Genomic DNA, 17,724 nt, shown 5'->3' on the forward strand with positions numbered 1-17,724 from the left:
ATTCAACAATAGTATCCATAGTTTGTCTTGTTTTATTAAATTTTGGTTCTCCTTTACGATATCCGAATGCAACCATAACTGATACTTCAAGATTATCTTCTTTTAGAATTCCTTCTTGACGAAGTAAAGAATCTACTTTTTCTTTATCGAATCCTTCCATTGGACAAGAATCAATACCGATTTGAGCTGCACTAGTCATCATATTAGCTAAAGCAATATAAGATTGCTTTGATGACCAATCAAATACAGCACGTTCGGAGTCTAACAATTTAAAATCCGATTCTTGGAATTTTTTGAAGAATTCATATCTCATCTGTTGAGCTTCTTCAGGCAATCCAATAATATCTTTCATCATGTGCTGAATATACTCTGCATCATAGTGCATATCTTTAATGGTTCTTGAAAGAACAATGACAAAATGACTTGCTGTTGAAAGCTGCCCACCTGCTCCCCATGAATATGGTAATAGTTTTTCTCTTAATTCTTTATTTTGAACCACAATAAAGTTCCAAGGCTCATATCCAAAAGAAGAAGGAGATAATCTTCCTGTTTCTAAAATAAACTCAAAATCATCTTCTGAAATTTTCTTCATAGGATCAAACTCTTTACACGCATGTCTAAAGTTAAAAGCTTCCATAATTTTTTGTTTTGTGTTAGTCATAAAAGTTCCTCTTTTCATTAATTTATTACTTAACTAAATTATATTTTTTAAGTAACAATGTTACAAGTACGCACATTTTTGTGCTATAGTATCAAAAAAGATACTATTGTTAAGGGAGAGTCTTTTTATGATTAGTTCAAAAGAAGATGATGTAAATTATCCATTTTTAAATAAATATTCTTGTCCAGTAGAAGCTATCGTCGAGGTTATTGGCGGGAAATGGAAAGGGGTTATTCTTTATCATTTGTTAGATGGTAAAAAACGATTTAATGAATTAAAAAGATTAAAACCTAATATCACCCAAAGAATGTTAACACTTCAACTTAGAGAACTTGAAGCAGATGGCATCGTACATCGGGAGGTATATCGTGAAGTGCCCCCTAAAGTAGAATATTCGTTAACTGAACTTGGTGAGTCACTACGTCCAATTATCCTTTTAATGATGGAATGGGCAACTAATAATATGGAGCAGGTTTTGGAGAGTAGAAATAACACTAAATAATATTTAAAACCTGTACTTAACCATTACAAACAACTCAAAAAAGATTGCCTCTTAAGATACAGGCAATCTTTTTTTCTTTTTTTAAATATGAAATTTATGTTTTTGCAGCCTATCTCCATCAAAGAGCTATTTTTGTTTTGTCATTTTCCGCTATAAAACATATACAGTTTCATATGGTAACGATCAAAAAGACATTCCATCCTGTGCAATCTACATCATGTAATACGATTGTGATGGATAATACGAATGTAATGAATAAAACGATTGTGATGGGTAATAACTATGTTGCATTTGTTGCGCTTGTAATGCTTGTTGCTGTGCTTGTATATGAATAGTACTTTGCGCAGGCGCAGGCCCTTGCCCTCCTAAAGGACGCATTTGCGTTTCATTGTAAAAATAATTACAGAGCATGCTTTATTCACCTCACCTCTGTAAATATTTTTGTATTCCATCTTTCATACTATGAATATTGAACGAAAAGGGATTATTCATTAAACTTTTCACCTTGCAATTCCTAAATCTCTTTCTATATCAAATAACGTTTTTGTTCAGTTTTCACTTTCATAATTCGATATGCAATATTTCATATTTCATTATCGTAATATCACTTTATTCCCTATACTTCGTTGGAACCCTATTGATTTCAAGCGTTATATCAACATTTGTAATTTAATTCCTTATTTTAATCCTCTGATTTCACCCTTAAACACTATATTCAAATAATTATATTGGATTTTTTTGCTCTACACATATATATAAATTTTGTGTATTATGTAGCAGAAGGGTAATTAAAAGACTTACTCTTTGCTATTGAGGGAAGAGCCTGAGAGCCATATCAGGCTCTTCTTTGCTTATATACTATGTATTATCATACGGATTTTATTACCTTAACTTCTAACGCAACCACAGCATGTCTATCCACCCAAGGAAATAATACTTTGTTCTTTTCGGATCAAGTATTAGTAAACGGTAGTCCTGCTGCAGGGGTAGTAGTCAGCTTTTCATTTAGTAATCCTTCTCTTGCTTTTATGGTTCCTCTTGCTACCATCACCAATGCTTCAGGTAACTTTACCGCTGTATTTCTAGCCGCAAATGGACCTGGAACGGTAATTGTTGCTGCGTCACTTCTTGATTCTCCTCGAACAATGGCTAGCGTCACAATTACCATTGTGAATTGTCCGTAGTGGTTTTATTTTTATCATTGGGATGTTAAGTCTGTATTTCTTAACACCCACCGAAAATGAACAGTAAATAAAAAGATTTAGATAGTATATGGTGAGCCTCATATACTACCTCACCAAACTAAAAAGGCCTACTCGCACGAGTAGGCTTTTGAAACTATGAAAGCTTCGTTAATAATTGATTTAAATCTTTTTTCGTTTTCGTCGTTAATGACTTCATTTTATTAACATCTATCTTTTCTTTCTCCGCTCCTACAATTAACGGATACATACTTTGCCCGATAGTTTTAAATTCAGTCGGGTGTGATGCCTCTAAATCTTTCTCAATTACATCCCACTTCTCATTAATTTGTTTTCCAAGTTTATTAACTGCTTCTAATTTAGGGCTTGCAGCTAATTGCTTGTCTAAGCTTTCAATTAATGTAACGACTTCTTTTACATTTGTTTTCACAGCTACGCTTTTCTTCGGATCTTTCGTTGTTTTTCCGTTGTTGTTTGCACTTGTACTTTGATCTGTTGTCTTTCCGTTATTGTTTGTACTTGTGCTTTGATCTGTTGTTTTCCCGCTAGTAGTTTGATCATTCGTTTTTCCTGTCGTTTCTTTTTCTTTTGTTGTTTTGCCGTTACTTTCTGTTCCTGATGATTCCTTTGTATTTTTTGTATCCTTATCTGTTTTTTCATTCGAAGAAGTATTTGTGTCTTTTTCAGTATCTTTCGTTGTTTTTGACGCTTCATCTGCACTTGTCGTTTTTGATTGCTCTTCATTTTGCGCTGTTGCTGGATCCTTCTTCGCTTCATCTTTATCTGTGAAGGTACTACAAGCTGCCATTGAAAGCATTGTACCAATTGCTACTGATGCGATAGCGACCTTTTTCATTTTCATAAAAATCCCCCTATGTTTATATAATTTATCCTCCTCTTTACGATTCTATTTTCTCTTAAAAAATCCCTTTTCACACGAATCACCATCTTTCCGACAGTAATCTTCATAATAATACGTACAAAAAACGATAAATTTATTTTAATATTCGAGTTTCTTCTACCTCATTTTTCTTCTCTGTAGCAAAAGAAAAAGAGTATGTTGTCACATGAAGATTTACAATCTACAAATGACAACATACTCTCCTATCAATTTTTTATCTTTCTTGACATTTTATTTACACAAAAAAATAAAATAATTCCTATTTTTTTTATTTCTCAACACTTGTTAACATAATATTTTTATGAAAAACCACCGTTCGAATGAATGACTTGCCCAGTAACCCACTTCGCCTCTTCACTTACTAAAAAAGCGATTAAACGGGCAGCATCCACCGGTTCTCCCACTCTACCTTGCGGGAATTTCCATACTAAATGATGCTGTAATTCCTCTGTAATCCATCCTGTATTCGTTGGTCCTGGATCAACAGCATTGACTGTAATCCCCTTCTCCATAGCTACTGGTGCAACTGACTTTGTAAATGCTTCTATTGCTCCCTTTGTTGCTACGTATGCCAGTTCATCTGGCATTGGCGCTAGTGACTGCCCAGAAGTAAGATTGATAATACTTCCACTCGTTTTAAGTGAAAAATGTTTCATAAATAATGAACTTAATAGCATAGGAGCACGAACATTGACCGTATAATGTTTATCTAACTGCTCTACATCTAACTCTTCAATTTTCGTATGAGTAGAATACGCCGCATTATTAATAAGAATAGATGGCTCACCTAAACGTTCTGATACCATATACAATACACGATTAGGCGAATAAGACTGCGATAAGTTGATTTCTGCCATTTCACATCGAACGCCGTAACTTTCAATTTCCTTTTTCAACAAAAAGGGTTCTTGATCATTCATTCCCCACGGCATTGCTTTATCATACCGAGGCCAGTACGTGAAAAAGACGTCTATCCCCTTTTGAGCAAGCACCTTGCATACAGCTGCACCAATTCCATTCAGACGAGTTGCCCCTGTTACAATTGCTATTTTCTTCACCTTTTCTCCTCCATCTATAGATAGATCCTCTGCACGAATACAGAGGATCTACCTTCTTATTGAATATTTGACAATATACGCTCTGCACCTAATTTTAAAATTCTAATTAAAATTAAATTGGCAATGGTAAACAGTATAAATAAAATAATAAACATAACCCACAGTCCTACCTGAAGGACAAAGTATAATACACTTACTCCCGCTACAATAATTAAAGCTATTAAAATATTAGCTAAAAAATTCCATAAAGTTGTGTATCGACTCTTAAATAATTTCTGTTCTGTATCCCAATGTATATCTGCAGTTTGTGCATCCCAGCGCGTACCGATCAAATTAATTAACAATAACCCGTTCGCACTTAGCAAGAACCAAAGTATCATAAAGACTGGGGAAACTTTTGCTACAACTGCCATCGTAATACCGAATACTGCTAAAATGACCACATTAATTAACCAAGCAGTTATTGCTTTCGCAAAAAAGATATCCGAAGCCTTTACTGGTAAATAACGATTCACAAACCAAGAGCTTCCATCTCGTGAGAATGACGTTGTTGCAATAACATTACTCCCCATTAAAAATAAGGATGCACAAAGGCCAACACCAATTGCAAAGCCTGCTGATTCTGGATTATCAATATATTCCGTAATCCATTTTAAATTTCCATCTTGTACAAATAAAACAAAGAACAGCATAATTGGCATAACGAAAGTTTGCACAATACAATTTAAGAAAAATTGTGGCGTGCGGAATAACGTTTTAAATTCTTTTTTCACATATGCTTTTAAATGTGAACTTTGTACCGTTGATTTCTGTAAACCTTCTGCTGAAATTACCTCTTTCTTTGCTGTACTCGTTGAAAGACCAATAACCCCTTTTAAATATGTACGCTCTGCAATGTAATAAAATATCCCGAAACATACGATTGAAATAAGGATAAAAATAATTACATATAAAAGACCTTTCCACGATGCGTTTTCTACTAATCCCATCGCTCCAAAATATGTAGTCGGAAAATAATTTGTCATTTGAACGAAAAGAGAGGATTGATTATTTACAAGGTAGTCCGCAGCTGTGTCTCCAGAAAACGCACTTTTATTTCTCCACTGCATAAATACATTAATCCCTACGATAAACAGTATACTTACGATTCCGATAAATATATTTCCCCGGTCTTTATTTTTCGCTATATTCGTATACCTCATAATAATTGTCATAATCAATGAAGCTAAAACTAACGGAAGGATCGGGAAGAATAAGTAAATGACAATCATATATAGGTAGTATGTAATAAACGCACCACTCTTTAAACCGTAAGTAATAAAGATAGGCCATAAAATAAACGAACTCATTACGTATTGTGTAATTAATACTGTAAAAAACTTCGCTGAAATAATTTGGGATGGTTTTAATGGTAATGGTAACAACATTTCAATGTCATTACTATAATAAAATACCGTCAAAATGTTCGTTATACTCATTAAAAATACCCATATACTCGCAATCGCTAGTCCCATTGCAATAATAATTCCTGGCTCCTGACCTATTTGTTTCATACCTTCATATATTCCATGCGTCATCGAACCAAATATTAAAAACCCAACAAATAAAATCGCTGCAAAGGAGAATAAATATGCCCATCGTTTCTTTTTATCAGTTATAAAATCTGCATAATTTAATTTCAATAATACCTTCGTTAACGTCCAAATTTTACTCATTACCCGTCATCTCCAAGAACATTTTTTCAAGTGATTCATTGGATTTAAAATGATCTCTCATTTCATTTAAATTCCCTTTAAACTGCAAATTCCCCTTATTAATAATAGCGACGCGGTCACATATTTTTTCCGCCACTTCTAATACGTGTGTAGAGAAAAATACAATCTTCCCTTTATCTGCATGTTCTCTCATCATTTCTTTCAAAATATATGCAGATTTCGGATCAAGCCCTGTTAACGGTTCATCTAAAATCCATACATCCGGCTCATGTATAAGCACACCAATAATAACAATCTTTTGCCTCATACCGTGTGAATAACTTTGAATTTGATCAGATAAAGCATTATAAAGATCAAACTTCTTCGCTAAAGACTCTATTCGTTCTTGCCTTACTTCCTTCGGCACTTCGTACATATCAGCCATAAAGTTTAAATATTCAATTCCTTTTAATCGTAAAAACATATCCGGGCTATCTGGAACATAGCCAAATGTTTTCTTCGCTTCCATCGGGTTTTTCATAATATCTTTACCATTGATTGTAATGGTCCCTTTGTCCACCCCATGAATACCAGTAATCATCTTAATTGTCGTTGATTTACCGGCACCATTCGGTCCTAAAAATCCGAATATTTCTCCGCTAGGTACAGATAAACTTAAATCTTTTACTGCGTAGTTAGATCCATTATAACTTTTTGACACATTCACAATTTCAATCATTACATCCAATCCTTTCCTTAATTACCAATTAACTATATTGATATTATAGCATACTTATATTTTCAGATTTTTACATTTTTCAGTTTTTTCAACCTTTAAAATAAATATAAACTCCTAATCCAACGATTAAAACAACGGCTAGTATAATATAAATCATCGTAAGTCGTTTAATATTTCCTTTTGTCGCTTTACTATAATTCGCATCACCATTTCGCCCAATTAACACCGTTCCAATTACAGTAATCACTACAAGTAATATAACGATCATTATCCCAGTTAACATTTCTTCCTCCCCCTCCTTACAACCATTTTACGATATTTCCCTTTTTATTTTACAGAATTTTTAACCTTTTTTACTATTATTATGAAATAAACCGCAAAACTATTATTACTATGAATTTCCATATGTGATATATTTATAACATATAGTGATTTATTTCTAACATCGAAAGGAGAATCTATCGTGAAAACAACTTGGATAAAATATTTAGGATTTCTCGGTTTCTTTGGGTTTCTCGGATTTTTTTACGAAAAAGGATTGTTTACTATGTTCTGTTTCTTCTCCTTTTTCACGACATATAGAAAAGTTCATCACGATGAGCTTTTTGAACAAATCGTCAATAAATCATGCCGCAATGCCTTTATCATTACATTACTAACAACAACTATCATTATGTTTATTGAAATGTTATTTCCGAATCCATTTTTACAAGAGATTGATATCGCTCTTATTTTCAGCACACTCATTCTTACATTCGGATTCTCTATCTTCTTTTACGATAAACCTGTGGATGAAATGGAAGATGCACCATGGCGTTCGTAACGAAGATAAAAGAATACCGCGCCAAAGTGCATATGACGCAGGAAGATTTAGCGAAAAAGGTTGGTGTACGTCGTGAAACGATTAGCCATCTTGAAAAAGGAAAATATAATCCTTCCTTACAGCTTGCTCATGATATAGCGAGGGCACTTCATAGTACGATTGATAAGATTTTTATTTTTGAGGATTAATAAAGGGGTACTCAAAAAACTCTAACCAACAACTGTTAAATATTTTATTATTGATGTTTTTGGACTTTTATTACTATATGGTTGCATATACATTATTCTTAATATACTCTAGTGAACAGCATGATTAATAAATCTTTTAGAGAATACCTTATGCTTTCTCTTTGTATGAATGCCGACAAGCAGATAAAAAAGGAGGCTAATCAAAATTAGCCTCCCTCCTCATTATTTATCCCACTAGTTACGAGCAGTAAGACTCCCACTGATTAAAGTTTCACTTTATCACCCATACAAAACCGCATGAAATACACCTAACAGTAAGTATTGATCCTCTATATAATCCTCATCATATACATTCATCTCGATGTAATACATATCTTCCTCAAGACGAATATTCCAATCTGCTATTACATAGCCCTTTCGTAATACCTTTCCAATCCCAAGTGAATTTTTGTGAACAACATATTCTTCTGTCTTATATGTAAAGGTAAATAAGAAATTTGCATCCAATAACTTTCCGTCACATACAATTATTTCATGCTCTGCACCATTATTATCGATGTACGTTACTAAAATCTTTCTTTGGCGCCGCCTACTTGCATCCTTTGCAATGATCCGAATATTGTCCTTACTATCCTTTATTTCATAATTGATATTACTACCAACTTTTGGAATGAAGTCTAGCACTTTCATCAAAGTATTTTTATAATAGCCCCGTACTACACTTACTTGTTTGCTTCCATTGTAAACCTCTATCGGCGTCGTGTCTGCCTTACTATCACACAGTCGTTTGTAAGAAAGCTGCATAATACGCTCTCCTCTTAAGTACTGATCAAACGTCACAGGATATTCTATCGCGCGCAGTTCCTTATTTAGCTCATATAAATAGCGTTGAACGCTCTCTACTAATGTTGCAGTAGATATACGCTCCTGAAGTTCAAATTCTTGCCAACCGGAAGAAATTCTCCACTGATTGTCCTCTTCATAGAAAAAACAAAGAATTAACTCATCATCTTCAATCGTTTCATAATTCATATGTATGTTCTGCCCGTGTTGAACTTGTTCCATCCACTGTCCTAAATAAATGCCCAGCTCTGCGACCTTCATGCATGACTTTTGAAAAAGTACTCTATCACCCACACAAATCGTTAAATCCCCTTCGATAAAGCCATTTGTATAAGCAACATACCGTGGCTCATCCGTCTGTGGAATAGCCTTGTCTAACTCAAATAAAAACGTTAACATCCTTCACTCACCTCTAGTTGTTACACAGCTCATACTTGACATCGCATTACTCTGAGAAACTATGTATTATATACACATATTTAACTAATACCTTATAACACGTGAATGACATTAGTATAGTAGCGCTATTTTTTCTTTGCGAATTCCCTCAAAACAACATACTCCCAATATATCGACCACAACTCAAATTATATCAGCGATTTTTTCAATATATCGATTTACCGACACCCATCGACAATAGGAAAATCTTATGAGAAGGAAACTACTTTTCCTTCTACAATTTCCATAATACGAAGCAGACTCTCCACTTCATAGGTCGGCTTAACACTTGTCTTGTTTTCTTTCAGACTCGGGTTATACCAACACGTATCAATACCGTAATCTTCTCCGCCTTTCATATCAGAAGTTAAGGAATCTCCAACCATTAGTACACTTGATTTATCAGTAATCCCAAGCTTTTCAAATGCATAATCAAAAATCTCACGTGCTGGTTTTTGATGGCCTACCTCTTCAGAAATAATGATATGATCAAAGAAGTTACATAAAGGCGAATTTCCAATTCTAGATTGTTGCACCTTAGTGTATCCATTCGTAATAATACCTAACTTACAATCTTGAAGATTCTCACATAGTTTCACTGCACCTTCTATAAGATGTACTTCTTTCCCTAAGTTTTCAAGGTATACGTCACTAAATTGCTGCGCGTCTACTTCTATATTATGAAGAGCAAATAATTGTCTAAATCGATCTATCGCTAATTCACTTAGCGTAATCATTTTATTTTCTAAATCTCTCCATAATCCATTACTAATCTCTTTATAACTTGCAAGATAATCATTATACCCTGTAGGCATGCCAAATTGTACAAACGCGTTATGTAATGCGTTTCTTTCTGTTTCAGGGAAATCTAATAATGTATCGTCTACGTCAAATAGTATTACTTTGTATTTCATGATGCTCTCCTCAATTCCTATATTCTCATAGCTTAATTATAACAACAATAAGAAAAGGAGGCTAATCCAAACCAGCCTCCCTTCTCATTATTTACCTTCTAGCAATAATTCTTTCATTTCCTCTAACGATTCTTTCGTAAATCCAAGAGCTTTTTCAGCGTATGCTTCAACTGATCCATACTGCTTTTTAATTTCATCAATCGCAGCTTGTAAATACTCAGCACGAGCTTCAAACATCGCACCTAATATCGCTCTACTTTCATCGTTTTGTAATTTTGCACCTAAAAATGCCATCATTTTTTCGTTTAACTTCTCACGGAAACCGTTACTTAATAAATAGTCTTGCATTACCGTTTCTTCTGATACACCTAATAGAAGTAATAATAATGCGGAACCAAATCCAGTACGGTCTTTTCCAGCTGTACAGTGGTTTACTAATGGTAAGTTTTCTGGATTTTGTACTAACTTTAAGAAGCTCACGAATGCCTCATTACCACTTACAAAATCTTGATTCATTTTCACAAGATATTCACCAGGTTTTCCTAATACTGATAAATCACCAACTTGGAAAAACTCATTTATATTTAAATCTTTCGCTAAGTCTTGCATAACTGGTAAGCATACTTGGCGAGCACCTGTAATGCCTGGGTTCGGCTTATGCTTTACTTCAAAATCTGTACGGTAATCACAAATTAATTTTAAGCCTGACTTCTGTAAATACTCAATATCCCATTCTGTTAATCCTGCTAATTCTTCAGAACGATACAATTTACCCCATTTTACTTTACGGCCTTCAGTCGTTTCATATCCGCCCATATCACGGAAGTTAAACGCACCTTGTAATGGTAATCTACGCTCCGCGACTGTAACTGCTTGTCCATTACTTCCTACTAACCTAAAATAGGGACGCTCATTTTCACTCGGATTGGCAATTGTAGTAAATGACTCTCCATTTACCGTCACAAGTAATTCACCATTTTCTTCAATATGATCTGGTGAAGTACCCCAATAAATTTCAACTTCTTCTATGTTATTTTCCCACTCTATATGTAACGTGTTATCTTCATTTCGTTCTACAGTTGCTTGTAACCAATTTATTTGTTGCTTCATACTTCCACCAACACTTTCTTCGTATAGTATAATCCTTCTCTATTGTATTATAGGAAAGCTTACTTTGTCGTTTCGATTTTTCTTTTTATCTTACAAACATGCAAAAAGTTCTTTTACTCGTTCAAAATTTGTACATGGATTCCCGCTAAATGAGTTCGCGAGACTACGTCATTCATCCTTCTAAACCCTTTTCACATATCGCTCACTACAACTCAGCTGCTGACATCCATTCTTTTCAAAAACATCATTCATCCACTCATCTTGTACATTTGCCTCACCAATATAATAAGTGGCTCCTATTTCCTTTAATACAAACATCGTTTTTGTAAATAAGTCAGATTCATATCCTTTATTTCGCATACTCGGAGCGACTGCGAAATACATAAGTTTCCCTTCTTCTAACGTACCTCTTTCAATATACGGGACTACAATTCCTATCGGCTCTTCATTTGCAACAGCTGTTAAACAATGTTCTTTCCATTGCCCACCAATTTCTTGTTCCATCATATTTACAAATTGATCATACGCTATTTCTTCTTCCATCAGCTCATTCCAAAGAGAATAAAAAGCGTCTTCTCCGATCTCTTCAATAAGCTTAAAATCAATATCACTTTCTATATCTTCCACTTCATATATATCTTTAAATACTATTATATTTTCAGCAATATGTTTAAATGAATACTTTCCAAAGCATTTCTTATATACATCATAATTGGGACTTTTTGAAGAAACCTCAAATTGTAGATTTTCTAATCCACCTTTTTTCGCCTCAGTAACAAAATATTGCACCATTTCTTCAATTTGCTCTTCTGTAAAAACCTCTGCATTATTTTCTTTTATCATTATAGAAGAAGCACTTCTTCTTATTTTAAAATGTTTTTCTAATTGTTTTATAATCGTCATACTCTTCCCTCATCTATATAATACTTGAATTTAAGTTTTGTCTCCTTGCATGAGCAGGATTGTCCTTGAATATATAGAATACTAGAAAAGATCGCATCTTTAAAGTGCGGAGGAGGTTCTCCATTGGATATTACAGCGCTGCAACAACAGTTAGAGCTTATACAACAAAATGATTATTCGCACATGCAACATATAGATATAAATGAGTTAACAACGAACATGCTTCAGCACATTGGAACTACTGACAGTTACATTCGCTATCAGCTGATTTATAATTGTTTTTCTCACTTTATTCAATATGAGCTTCTACTCGATGATCAACTTAAATTACTTTTACATACTTGTTTAAGCGATGAATACTTATATTTTGATATTAATTCCCCATATACAGATGGGGTTTTCACACGCTCTTATACTGTTTCATTAATTGCTTTAATCCTCCAATTTTCCAACTCCCACTACTTTCTAACTGAGGAGGATGTTACAGAAATAAAACAAAATCTCATAACATATACAAATTTAGAGACTGATTTCCGTGGATATATTGAAGATAAAGGCTGGGCTCATTGTATTGCACACGTTTCTGATGCATTTAATGAAATTATCCAAAATTCCTATATTACCTTTGAATGCTATGAAGAAATGATACATTGTTTATTAAATAAAATCTTCACTTCGGCAGATATTTATCATAATAATGAAGATGAAAGAGTTGTCACTCCGTTAGTATCGATGGTATATCATGACTTTGCACAAGAAGATTTAATTTCAATTATTCATAAAAAAGTACAGAGACTTCCTCAAATTAGAAAACGCCTTTCTCTCAATGAATATTGCATTTTATGCGCCAACATTAAAACATTTTTACGTACATTATTCTTTAGAACAAAAAATGATCACAACTTAGCTTTTACCGCACATAAGACGGAAAAAATGTTAAAGGAACTGCCTAACTATTATTAAGTACAAGGAGAAAAAATATGGGTTATATTGAAGACATGAGACAACGAGTAGGAAATCATCCACTCATTTTAATAGGGTCACACGCCATTATATTAAATGAAAATAATGAAATATTACTGCAGCTCCGTACAGATTTTAACCGCTGGGGGATTATTGGGGGTGCATTAGAATATAACGAAACACTGGAAGACGCTGTGAAACGCGAAGTATTTGAAGAAACTGGACTTACCGTAAAAAATGTAGAACTGTTCCGTACATACTCAGGACCAGATTTCTATCAAATCTATCCAAACGGTGATCAAGTACATGGTGTACTCGTTGTTTATATTTGCCGAGAATTTCAAGGTGAACTTGTATGCGATCAAACGGAATCGAAAGAATTACGCTTCTTTCCGCTTGATGAGTTACCTAGCAATCTTCCTCCTGTTATTGAGAGGATTATTACAGATTTCCAACAAAAACAAGGGAACGCTTAACGTTCCCTCTCAAATCCAATCCGTTTTTTTATTTCCGCTAAATTCACCTTCGCAATAGCCCGTGCCTTTTCCGCACCTTTTTCTAACGCCTCATATAGTAAATGCGGCTCATTCATATACGTTGCGTATTTCTCACGAGGTCCTGCTAGCTCACGATCAACAACGCGAAATAACTCTTTTTTCACATCGCCCCATCCGATTCCGGTCTCATACTTTTCACGCATCGACTGAATTTCATCTTCTGTCGCAAATTCTTTATAGATTGTAAATAACGTTTCTAGTTCTTTCGGTTCATTTGGAAGTGAAGAATCTGTTTTTATTTTGAATATTAATTTTCGTAGTTTTTCTGGCTCTGCAAATAATGGGATAACATTCCCGTAACTTTTACTCATTTTTCTTCCATCAAGACCAGGTAAAATCGCTCCTTCTTCTTGTATCACATACTCCGGAAGTGTAAATGTCATGCCAAATGTATGATTAAAGTACGTCGCAATATCACGCGCAATTTCAATATGCTGAATTTGGTCTTTTCCGACAGGTACATGTGTAGCTTGAAATAATAAAATATCCGCCGCCATTAAAATCGGATACGTATATAATCCCATATTAACTCCAGCATCTATCTCTAATCCCGCTTCTTTATTTTGCTCTACCTTCGCCTTATATGCATGAGCACGGTTCATAAGACCTTTCGGAGTTAGGCAAGATAATATCCACGTTAATTCTAAAATCTCCGGTATTTCTGTTTGCCGATAAAAAATAACGTCTTCACTAAGTCCAAGTGATAACCAAGTAGCTGCTACCTCTTTCGTATAACTACTGAACTTCGCCGGATCATGCACAGCATTTAACGCATGATAGTCTGCAATGAAATATAATGCTTTTCCTTCATTATCCTTTGACATTTGCAATGCAGGTTTAATCGCACCAATATAATTGCCTAAATGCGGGTAACCCGTTGGTTTAATTCCTGTTAACATAATTTTCTCACTCACTCTAACTCCTCCTTTCTCAAAATAAAAAGAGCCCCTCATCCTTAAAAAAGGACGAGAGACTCCCGCGGTACCACCTTAATTAGCTATATTATAGCTCACTTCAAGCTTCTATAACGTGAAGTAACCGTCTTCGCCTACTCATTTCAGCTAGAAGCTCCAGAGCCCATTCCATATTCATCCCTTACTGATTCCCACCAAATATCAGCTCTCTGAAAAGTTTTGAATATGTACTCTTCTCTTTCATTGCTTTTTAGTTATTTTTTACAGTTTATCACATTTGACCTTAATGTAAACCTGAATTTTCTGATTTTTTAACAAAGATTTTCATTCTTTGACCCTTTAACCATAATTAACCCCTTGTTTTTAACAATCAGTGGGGACTTAAGAATTTTAGCAATAATCATCACCAATTTATTCCACGTAATGTATAATCAATATATAGAACTTATTTACAATACAAAAACGGGGTGAAGTTATGGGTTGGTTTACTAAAAAAATTGGTAAGTTTAAGAACAGTATTCAGACTGACTATGATACTTTAGGGGTTATTATACATTTCACACCTATTGCTATATATTTATACACCTGCGATGAGTATATAGAAACATTTGACGGTGCGCTCACTTTTGAGACTGAAAACGGAAATCAAGTAGAACTCGGGGGTACTTTCATTTCTCTTGAAGTTGATACGAATTTTCGCATGGACGATATAATATTTGATTACAAACTAAAGGAAAGCAATCTACCTATTGTTGAATTAAAAGCCTACGTATGATGTTTATTGATGGATCAGTCATGGCACAGCTCGGTACTCCTAATATGCAAATCAATTATTAATAAAAAAGAGCTAAAACAGATAAAACTGTTTTAGCTCTTTTTTACGTATTCAACTTAACAAATCTATAACTATGCGTAACTAACACTTTTAATATCGCATATCCTGGAATTGCTAAAATAACCCCCATAATTCCAAATAAATTTCCGGCAGTTAAAATAATAAAAATGATAGTAATTGGATGAATGTCTAACTTTTTCCCCATTACTTGTGGTGAAATAAATTTCCCCTCTGCTAATTGTACAACCATCATGACAATAATTACTTTTAAAATCATTGCTGGTGAGTCAATAAAAGCAATAATTAACGCTGGCGTTATCGCAATAACAGGACCTACATATGGAACGACGTTTACAATCATCGCCAAAATAGCAAGTAATACCGCGTATTTAATGCCGATTATAAGATAACCAATGAATAGCATAATACCGATAAATAAACTAACGATAATCTGTCCTCTAATATACGAACTAATCGCATAATGCATATCATCTAGTATTCTCTTCGCAGCTGGTTGTCTTTGCTCAGATATAAACTTTAAAAAATGATTTGGTAATTGCTCACCATCTTTTAAAAGATAGAACAATATAAATGGAACCATTACAAATGTTAAAACAACTTCAGTAAGTGTACTTAAAAATCCAGTTACATTTCCTGTTACTGATGATAATGATTTTGTAAAATTCATTGTAGAATCTTTTACGATATTAGCAACATCAATATTTAAACTTTCCTGCATTCTACCAATTACATTACTTTCTCCAAATTTACGTGCTGCCCTTTCGATTTCATGCCCGAAATATGGCAAGTTGTCTATTAAAGCATTTACTTGATCTTTAATAATCGGAATAACCGTCACCGCAAGAAAAACAAATAATCCAAGAACAAGTATATATATCGAGGCAATTGACACAATTCTCGACACACCTTTTCTTTCTAAAAGAGAAACGAATGGATGCAATATATAAAATAGTACTCCCGCTAATAATACTGGGAAAAAGATTGTTTTTAAAAATACGACGAACGGTGTAAAGACGAATGATATTTTTGTAAGTAATAATATATTTACAAACAGCAACGCAAATCCAAGTAGTACAGCTAAATAATTTTGTTCTTTAAAAAACTTTTTCAACTTATCTCTTTTTCTTATATTTACTTTCTCCAAATGTACCACCTCTCTAATTAGGAAAAGCCCTAAAAAGGGCTTTATAAAATAATTAATAATAGCCTTTATTTCCTTGCAGCTTTTACTACAAATGATACAATAAGAATTAACACAATTGCCCCTAATAGTGCTGGCACGACATGAATCCCACCAAATGATGGCCCAAAAGATCCAAATAATCTACTACCTAACAAAGCTCCTAGTAAACCAGCAATTATATTTCCAAACATACCAGCCGGAAAATTTTTACCCGTTATAGAACTAGCAATTGCACCTATAATAGCACCAACTATTAATGTGATAATCCATCCCATTTTTAGTCCTCCATTTCTATTATAGAATAAATCTATTTATCAACTAACTTATTACGTAACCCTTGTAATTATTATATCCAGAAATGAAAAATCTTGTCAAACGCATGAAAATACAGAAAAAAGGAGCGTTATTATTTATGATTCAAAAATTAATAGCAAAATCTTATCATACTGCTTTGTCTATTTTAAACATTCAAATTCCTGCTTACGAAATTGAAGCAAAATACATAAATAGTACGGCCATCCCCCGTTTATACGATACTGTAACTGATATTCAAAACTGCGATGAGACATTCCATGGATATTTCCTGGAAAATTCACTCATTGGATTTATTTCTTTTAAAGTTGATGAAGATATAGTTGATATCCATCGTTTAGTGGTCTCACCCAATCATTTCCATAAAGGGATAGCAACGAAGTTACTACTTTTTATATTTGACATGTTCTCTTCTTCAAAAGCGTATATTGTACAAACAGGGAAGAACAATACGCCTGCCCTTTCTTTATATAAAAAACATGGTTTTATTGAAATTCAAGATATCGTACTTCCTGATGGAATGGTTTTGACCTCACTAAAAAGACAGAATACACAAAATAGTTTGACTTAACTATTTATTTATGTTATTTTTTACCTTATAAAACCTTTTGCTGAATCCAAATTTTGGAGCGGGGGAACCATTTATGTAGCTTTTTGCTACTTGGGGCGAATCTTTTTTAAGTAGGGACACTCTCACTTCCCGAGTCCGACAGCTAACCTCGTAAGCGTAATGGGAGAGGAAGGTGCTTTTTTGCCTATGTTACACAGTATGCCTCCTTAGTTATAAATATGGGAACGATACCAATTAAAAACCTATATTTATAGAAAAGGAGAAATGTATAATGTTACGTTTATCAGATCACGCAATAAAAATGATGGAGCAAAGACTTCGACTAGAACAACACCGCACATATCAAGCAAATAAAGTTGTAGATAACTTACATCACAAATACTTCTTTCAAC

Annotated in this window: 22 protein-coding genes, 1 riboswitch and 1 other annotated feature; of the genes, 7 read left to right on the top strand and 15 right to left on the bottom strand. The window is 33.9% G+C overall.

Annotation, left to right across the window (positions count from 1 at the left end):
* Positions 1–679, bottom strand: a 679-nt coding sequence (locus AB3X48_RS08370) for an NAD(P)H-dependent oxidoreductase (protein WP_483298823.1), incomplete at its 3' end; no start/stop codon positions are given.
* Positions 680–788: 109 nt separating this feature from the next.
* On the opposite strand from AB3X48_RS08370, the gene AB3X48_RS08375 reads away from it, so the two are divergent.
* Positions 789–1,163: a winged helix-turn-helix transcriptional regulator gene (locus AB3X48_RS08375; RefSeq protein ID WP_002128279.1), complete on the top strand. Its 375-nt coding sequence runs from the start codon at positions 789–791 to the stop codon at positions 1,161–1,163.
* Between the two features lie 210 nt (positions 1,164–1,373).
* On the opposite strand, the gene AB3X48_RS08380 is transcribed toward AB3X48_RS08375, so the two are convergent.
* The 7 genes from AB3X48_RS08380 to AB3X48_RS08410 form a co-directional block, all read right to left on the bottom strand.
* Positions 1,374–1,574 carry a hypothetical protein gene (locus AB3X48_RS08380; protein WP_088099359.1) on the bottom strand — a complete coding sequence of 67 codons (201 nt, stop codon included), beginning with the start codon at positions 1,572–1,574 and terminating at the stop codon, positions 1,374–1,376.
* A gap of 541 nt (positions 1,575–2,115) precedes the next feature.
* A complete protein-coding gene (locus tag AB3X48_RS08385; RefSeq protein ID WP_088099360.1) occupies positions 2,116–2,331 on the bottom strand; it encodes a hypothetical protein in 216 nt (71 codons plus the stop codon).
* Positions 2,332–2,501: 170 nt separating this feature from the next.
* Entirely contained in the window at positions 2,502–3,227 is a 726-nt protein-coding gene (locus tag AB3X48_RS08390) for a hypothetical protein (RefSeq protein WP_088099361.1), read from the bottom strand.
* Between the two features lie 338 nt (positions 3,228–3,565).
* The gene (locus AB3X48_RS08395; RefSeq protein WP_002161088.1) at positions 3,566–4,324 is read right to left on the bottom strand and encodes an SDR family oxidoreductase; all 759 of its coding nucleotides are present in this window, start codon (positions 4,322–4,324) and stop codon (positions 3,566–3,568) included.
* A 56-nt stretch (positions 4,325–4,380) separates the two neighbouring features.
* The gene (locus tag AB3X48_RS08400) at positions 4,381–6,039 is read right to left on the bottom strand and encodes a putative ABC transporter permease subunit (protein ID WP_002161087.1); all 1,659 of its coding nucleotides are present in this window, start codon (positions 6,037–6,039) and stop codon (positions 4,381–4,383) included.
* Positions 6,032–6,757, bottom strand: coding sequence for an ABC transporter ATP-binding protein (locus AB3X48_RS08405; protein WP_002146599.1), 726 nt, complete (start codon positions 6,755–6,757; stop codon positions 6,032–6,034). The genes AB3X48_RS08400 and AB3X48_RS08405 overlap by 8 nt, the downstream gene beginning before the upstream one ends.
* Before the next feature lie 88 nt (positions 6,758–6,845).
* The gene (locus AB3X48_RS08410; RefSeq protein WP_002142517.1) at positions 6,846–7,040 is read right to left on the bottom strand and encodes a hypothetical protein; all 195 of its coding nucleotides are present in this window, start codon (positions 7,038–7,040) and stop codon (positions 6,846–6,848) included.
* Between the two features lie 180 nt (positions 7,041–7,220).
* Here AB3X48_RS08410 and AB3X48_RS08415 point away from each other — a divergent pair, with 180 nt between their 5' ends.
* Positions 7,221–7,580 (top strand): DUF2178 domain-containing protein, encoded by a 360-nt coding sequence (locus tag AB3X48_RS08415; RefSeq protein WP_002110899.1) that lies wholly within the window; start codon positions 7,221–7,223, stop codon positions 7,578–7,580.
* Positions 7,568–7,768: a helix-turn-helix transcriptional regulator gene (locus tag AB3X48_RS08420; RefSeq protein WP_002110900.1), complete on the top strand. Its 201-nt coding sequence runs from the start codon at positions 7,568–7,570 to the stop codon at positions 7,766–7,768. The genes AB3X48_RS08415 and AB3X48_RS08420 overlap by 13 nt, the downstream gene beginning before the upstream one ends.
* 279 nt (positions 7,769–8,047) lie before the next feature.
* Here AB3X48_RS08420 and AB3X48_RS08425 read toward each other — a convergent pair whose 3' ends face one another.
* The 4 genes from AB3X48_RS08425 to AB3X48_RS08440 all read right to left on the bottom strand — a co-directional run bounded on the left by AB3X48_RS08425 (position 8,048) and on the right by AB3X48_RS08440 (position 11,976).
* Entirely contained in the window at positions 8,048–9,010 is a 963-nt protein-coding gene (locus tag AB3X48_RS08425) for a tubby C-terminal domain-like protein (protein WP_246908173.1), read from the bottom strand.
* A gap of 248 nt (positions 9,011–9,258) precedes the next feature.
* A complete protein-coding gene (locus AB3X48_RS08430; protein ID WP_246908175.1) occupies positions 9,259–9,963 on the bottom strand; it encodes a YjjG family noncanonical pyrimidine nucleotidase in 705 nt (234 codons plus the stop codon).
* 87 nt (positions 9,964–10,050) lie between these two features.
* A complete protein-coding gene (locus AB3X48_RS08435) occupies positions 10,051–11,073 on the bottom strand; it encodes a tyrosine-protein phosphatase (RefSeq protein ID WP_088099364.1) in 1,023 nt (340 codons plus the stop codon).
* Positions 11,074–11,253: 180 nt separating this feature from the next.
* Entirely contained in the window at positions 11,254–11,976 is a 723-nt protein-coding gene (locus AB3X48_RS08440; protein ID WP_246908178.1) for a GNAT family N-acetyltransferase, read from the bottom strand.
* Between the two features lie 123 nt (positions 11,977–12,099).
* Here AB3X48_RS08440 and AB3X48_RS08445 point away from each other — a divergent pair, with 123 nt between their 5' ends.
* The gene (locus AB3X48_RS08445; RefSeq protein WP_002110905.1) at positions 12,100–12,939 is read left to right on the top strand and encodes a DUF2785 domain-containing protein; all 840 of its coding nucleotides are present in this window, start codon (positions 12,100–12,102) and stop codon (positions 12,937–12,939) included.
* 17 nt (positions 12,940–12,956) lie between these two features.
* Complete coding sequence (locus AB3X48_RS08450; RefSeq protein WP_002161079.1) at positions 12,957–13,415, top strand: NUDIX hydrolase; 459 nt, start codon at positions 12,957–12,959, stop codon at positions 13,413–13,415.
* Here the strand turns inward: AB3X48_RS08450 and AB3X48_RS08455 are convergent.
* A complete protein-coding gene (locus tag AB3X48_RS08455; RefSeq protein WP_016105510.1) occupies positions 13,412–14,410 on the bottom strand; it encodes a tryptophan--tRNA ligase in 999 nt (332 codons plus the stop codon). The two genes, AB3X48_RS08450 and AB3X48_RS08455, sit on opposite strands and share 4 nt — an antisense overlap.
* A 44-nt stretch (positions 14,411–14,454) precedes the next feature.
* Positions 14,455–14,663, bottom strand: a binding site (T-box leader).
* Positions 14,664–14,885: 222 nt separating this feature from the next.
* Between AB3X48_RS08455 and AB3X48_RS08460 the strand changes: the two genes are divergently transcribed.
* A complete protein-coding gene (locus AB3X48_RS08460) occupies positions 14,886–15,185 on the top strand; it encodes a hypothetical protein (RefSeq protein WP_016105511.1) in 300 nt (99 codons plus the stop codon).
* A 103-nt stretch (positions 15,186–15,288) separates the two neighbouring features.
* Here AB3X48_RS08460 and AB3X48_RS08465 read toward each other — a convergent pair whose 3' ends face one another.
* Together AB3X48_RS08465 and AB3X48_RS08470 are read right to left on the bottom strand one after the other, a co-directional pair.
* On the bottom strand, positions 15,289–16,410 hold the full coding sequence (locus AB3X48_RS08465; RefSeq protein ID WP_002110910.1) for an AI-2E family transporter: 1,122 nt from the start codon (positions 16,408–16,410) through the stop codon (positions 15,289–15,291).
* A gap of 65 nt (positions 16,411–16,475) precedes the next feature.
* Positions 16,476–16,724: a GlsB/YeaQ/YmgE family stress response membrane protein gene (locus tag AB3X48_RS08470; protein WP_002110912.1), complete on the bottom strand. Its 249-nt coding sequence runs from the start codon at positions 16,722–16,724 to the stop codon at positions 16,476–16,478.
* Positions 16,725–16,861: 137 nt separating this feature from the next.
* Here AB3X48_RS08470 and AB3X48_RS08475 point away from each other — a divergent pair, with 137 nt between their 5' ends.
* Positions 16,862–17,332: a GNAT family N-acetyltransferase gene (locus tag AB3X48_RS08475; RefSeq protein ID WP_016105512.1), complete on the top strand. Its 471-nt coding sequence runs from the start codon at positions 16,862–16,864 to the stop codon at positions 17,330–17,332.
* A 28-nt stretch (positions 17,333–17,360) separates the two neighbouring features.
* Positions 17,361–17,505: riboswitch (cyclic di-AMP (ydaO/yuaA leader) on the top strand.
* Positions 17,506–17,724 lie beyond the last annotated feature (219 nt).

Origin of the sequence: Bacillus sp. S4 (genome assembly GCF_040838205.1) — a bacterium.
Taxonomy (GTDB): domain Bacteria; phylum Bacillota; class Bacilli; order Bacillales; family Bacillaceae_G; genus Bacillus_A; species Bacillus_A cereus_U.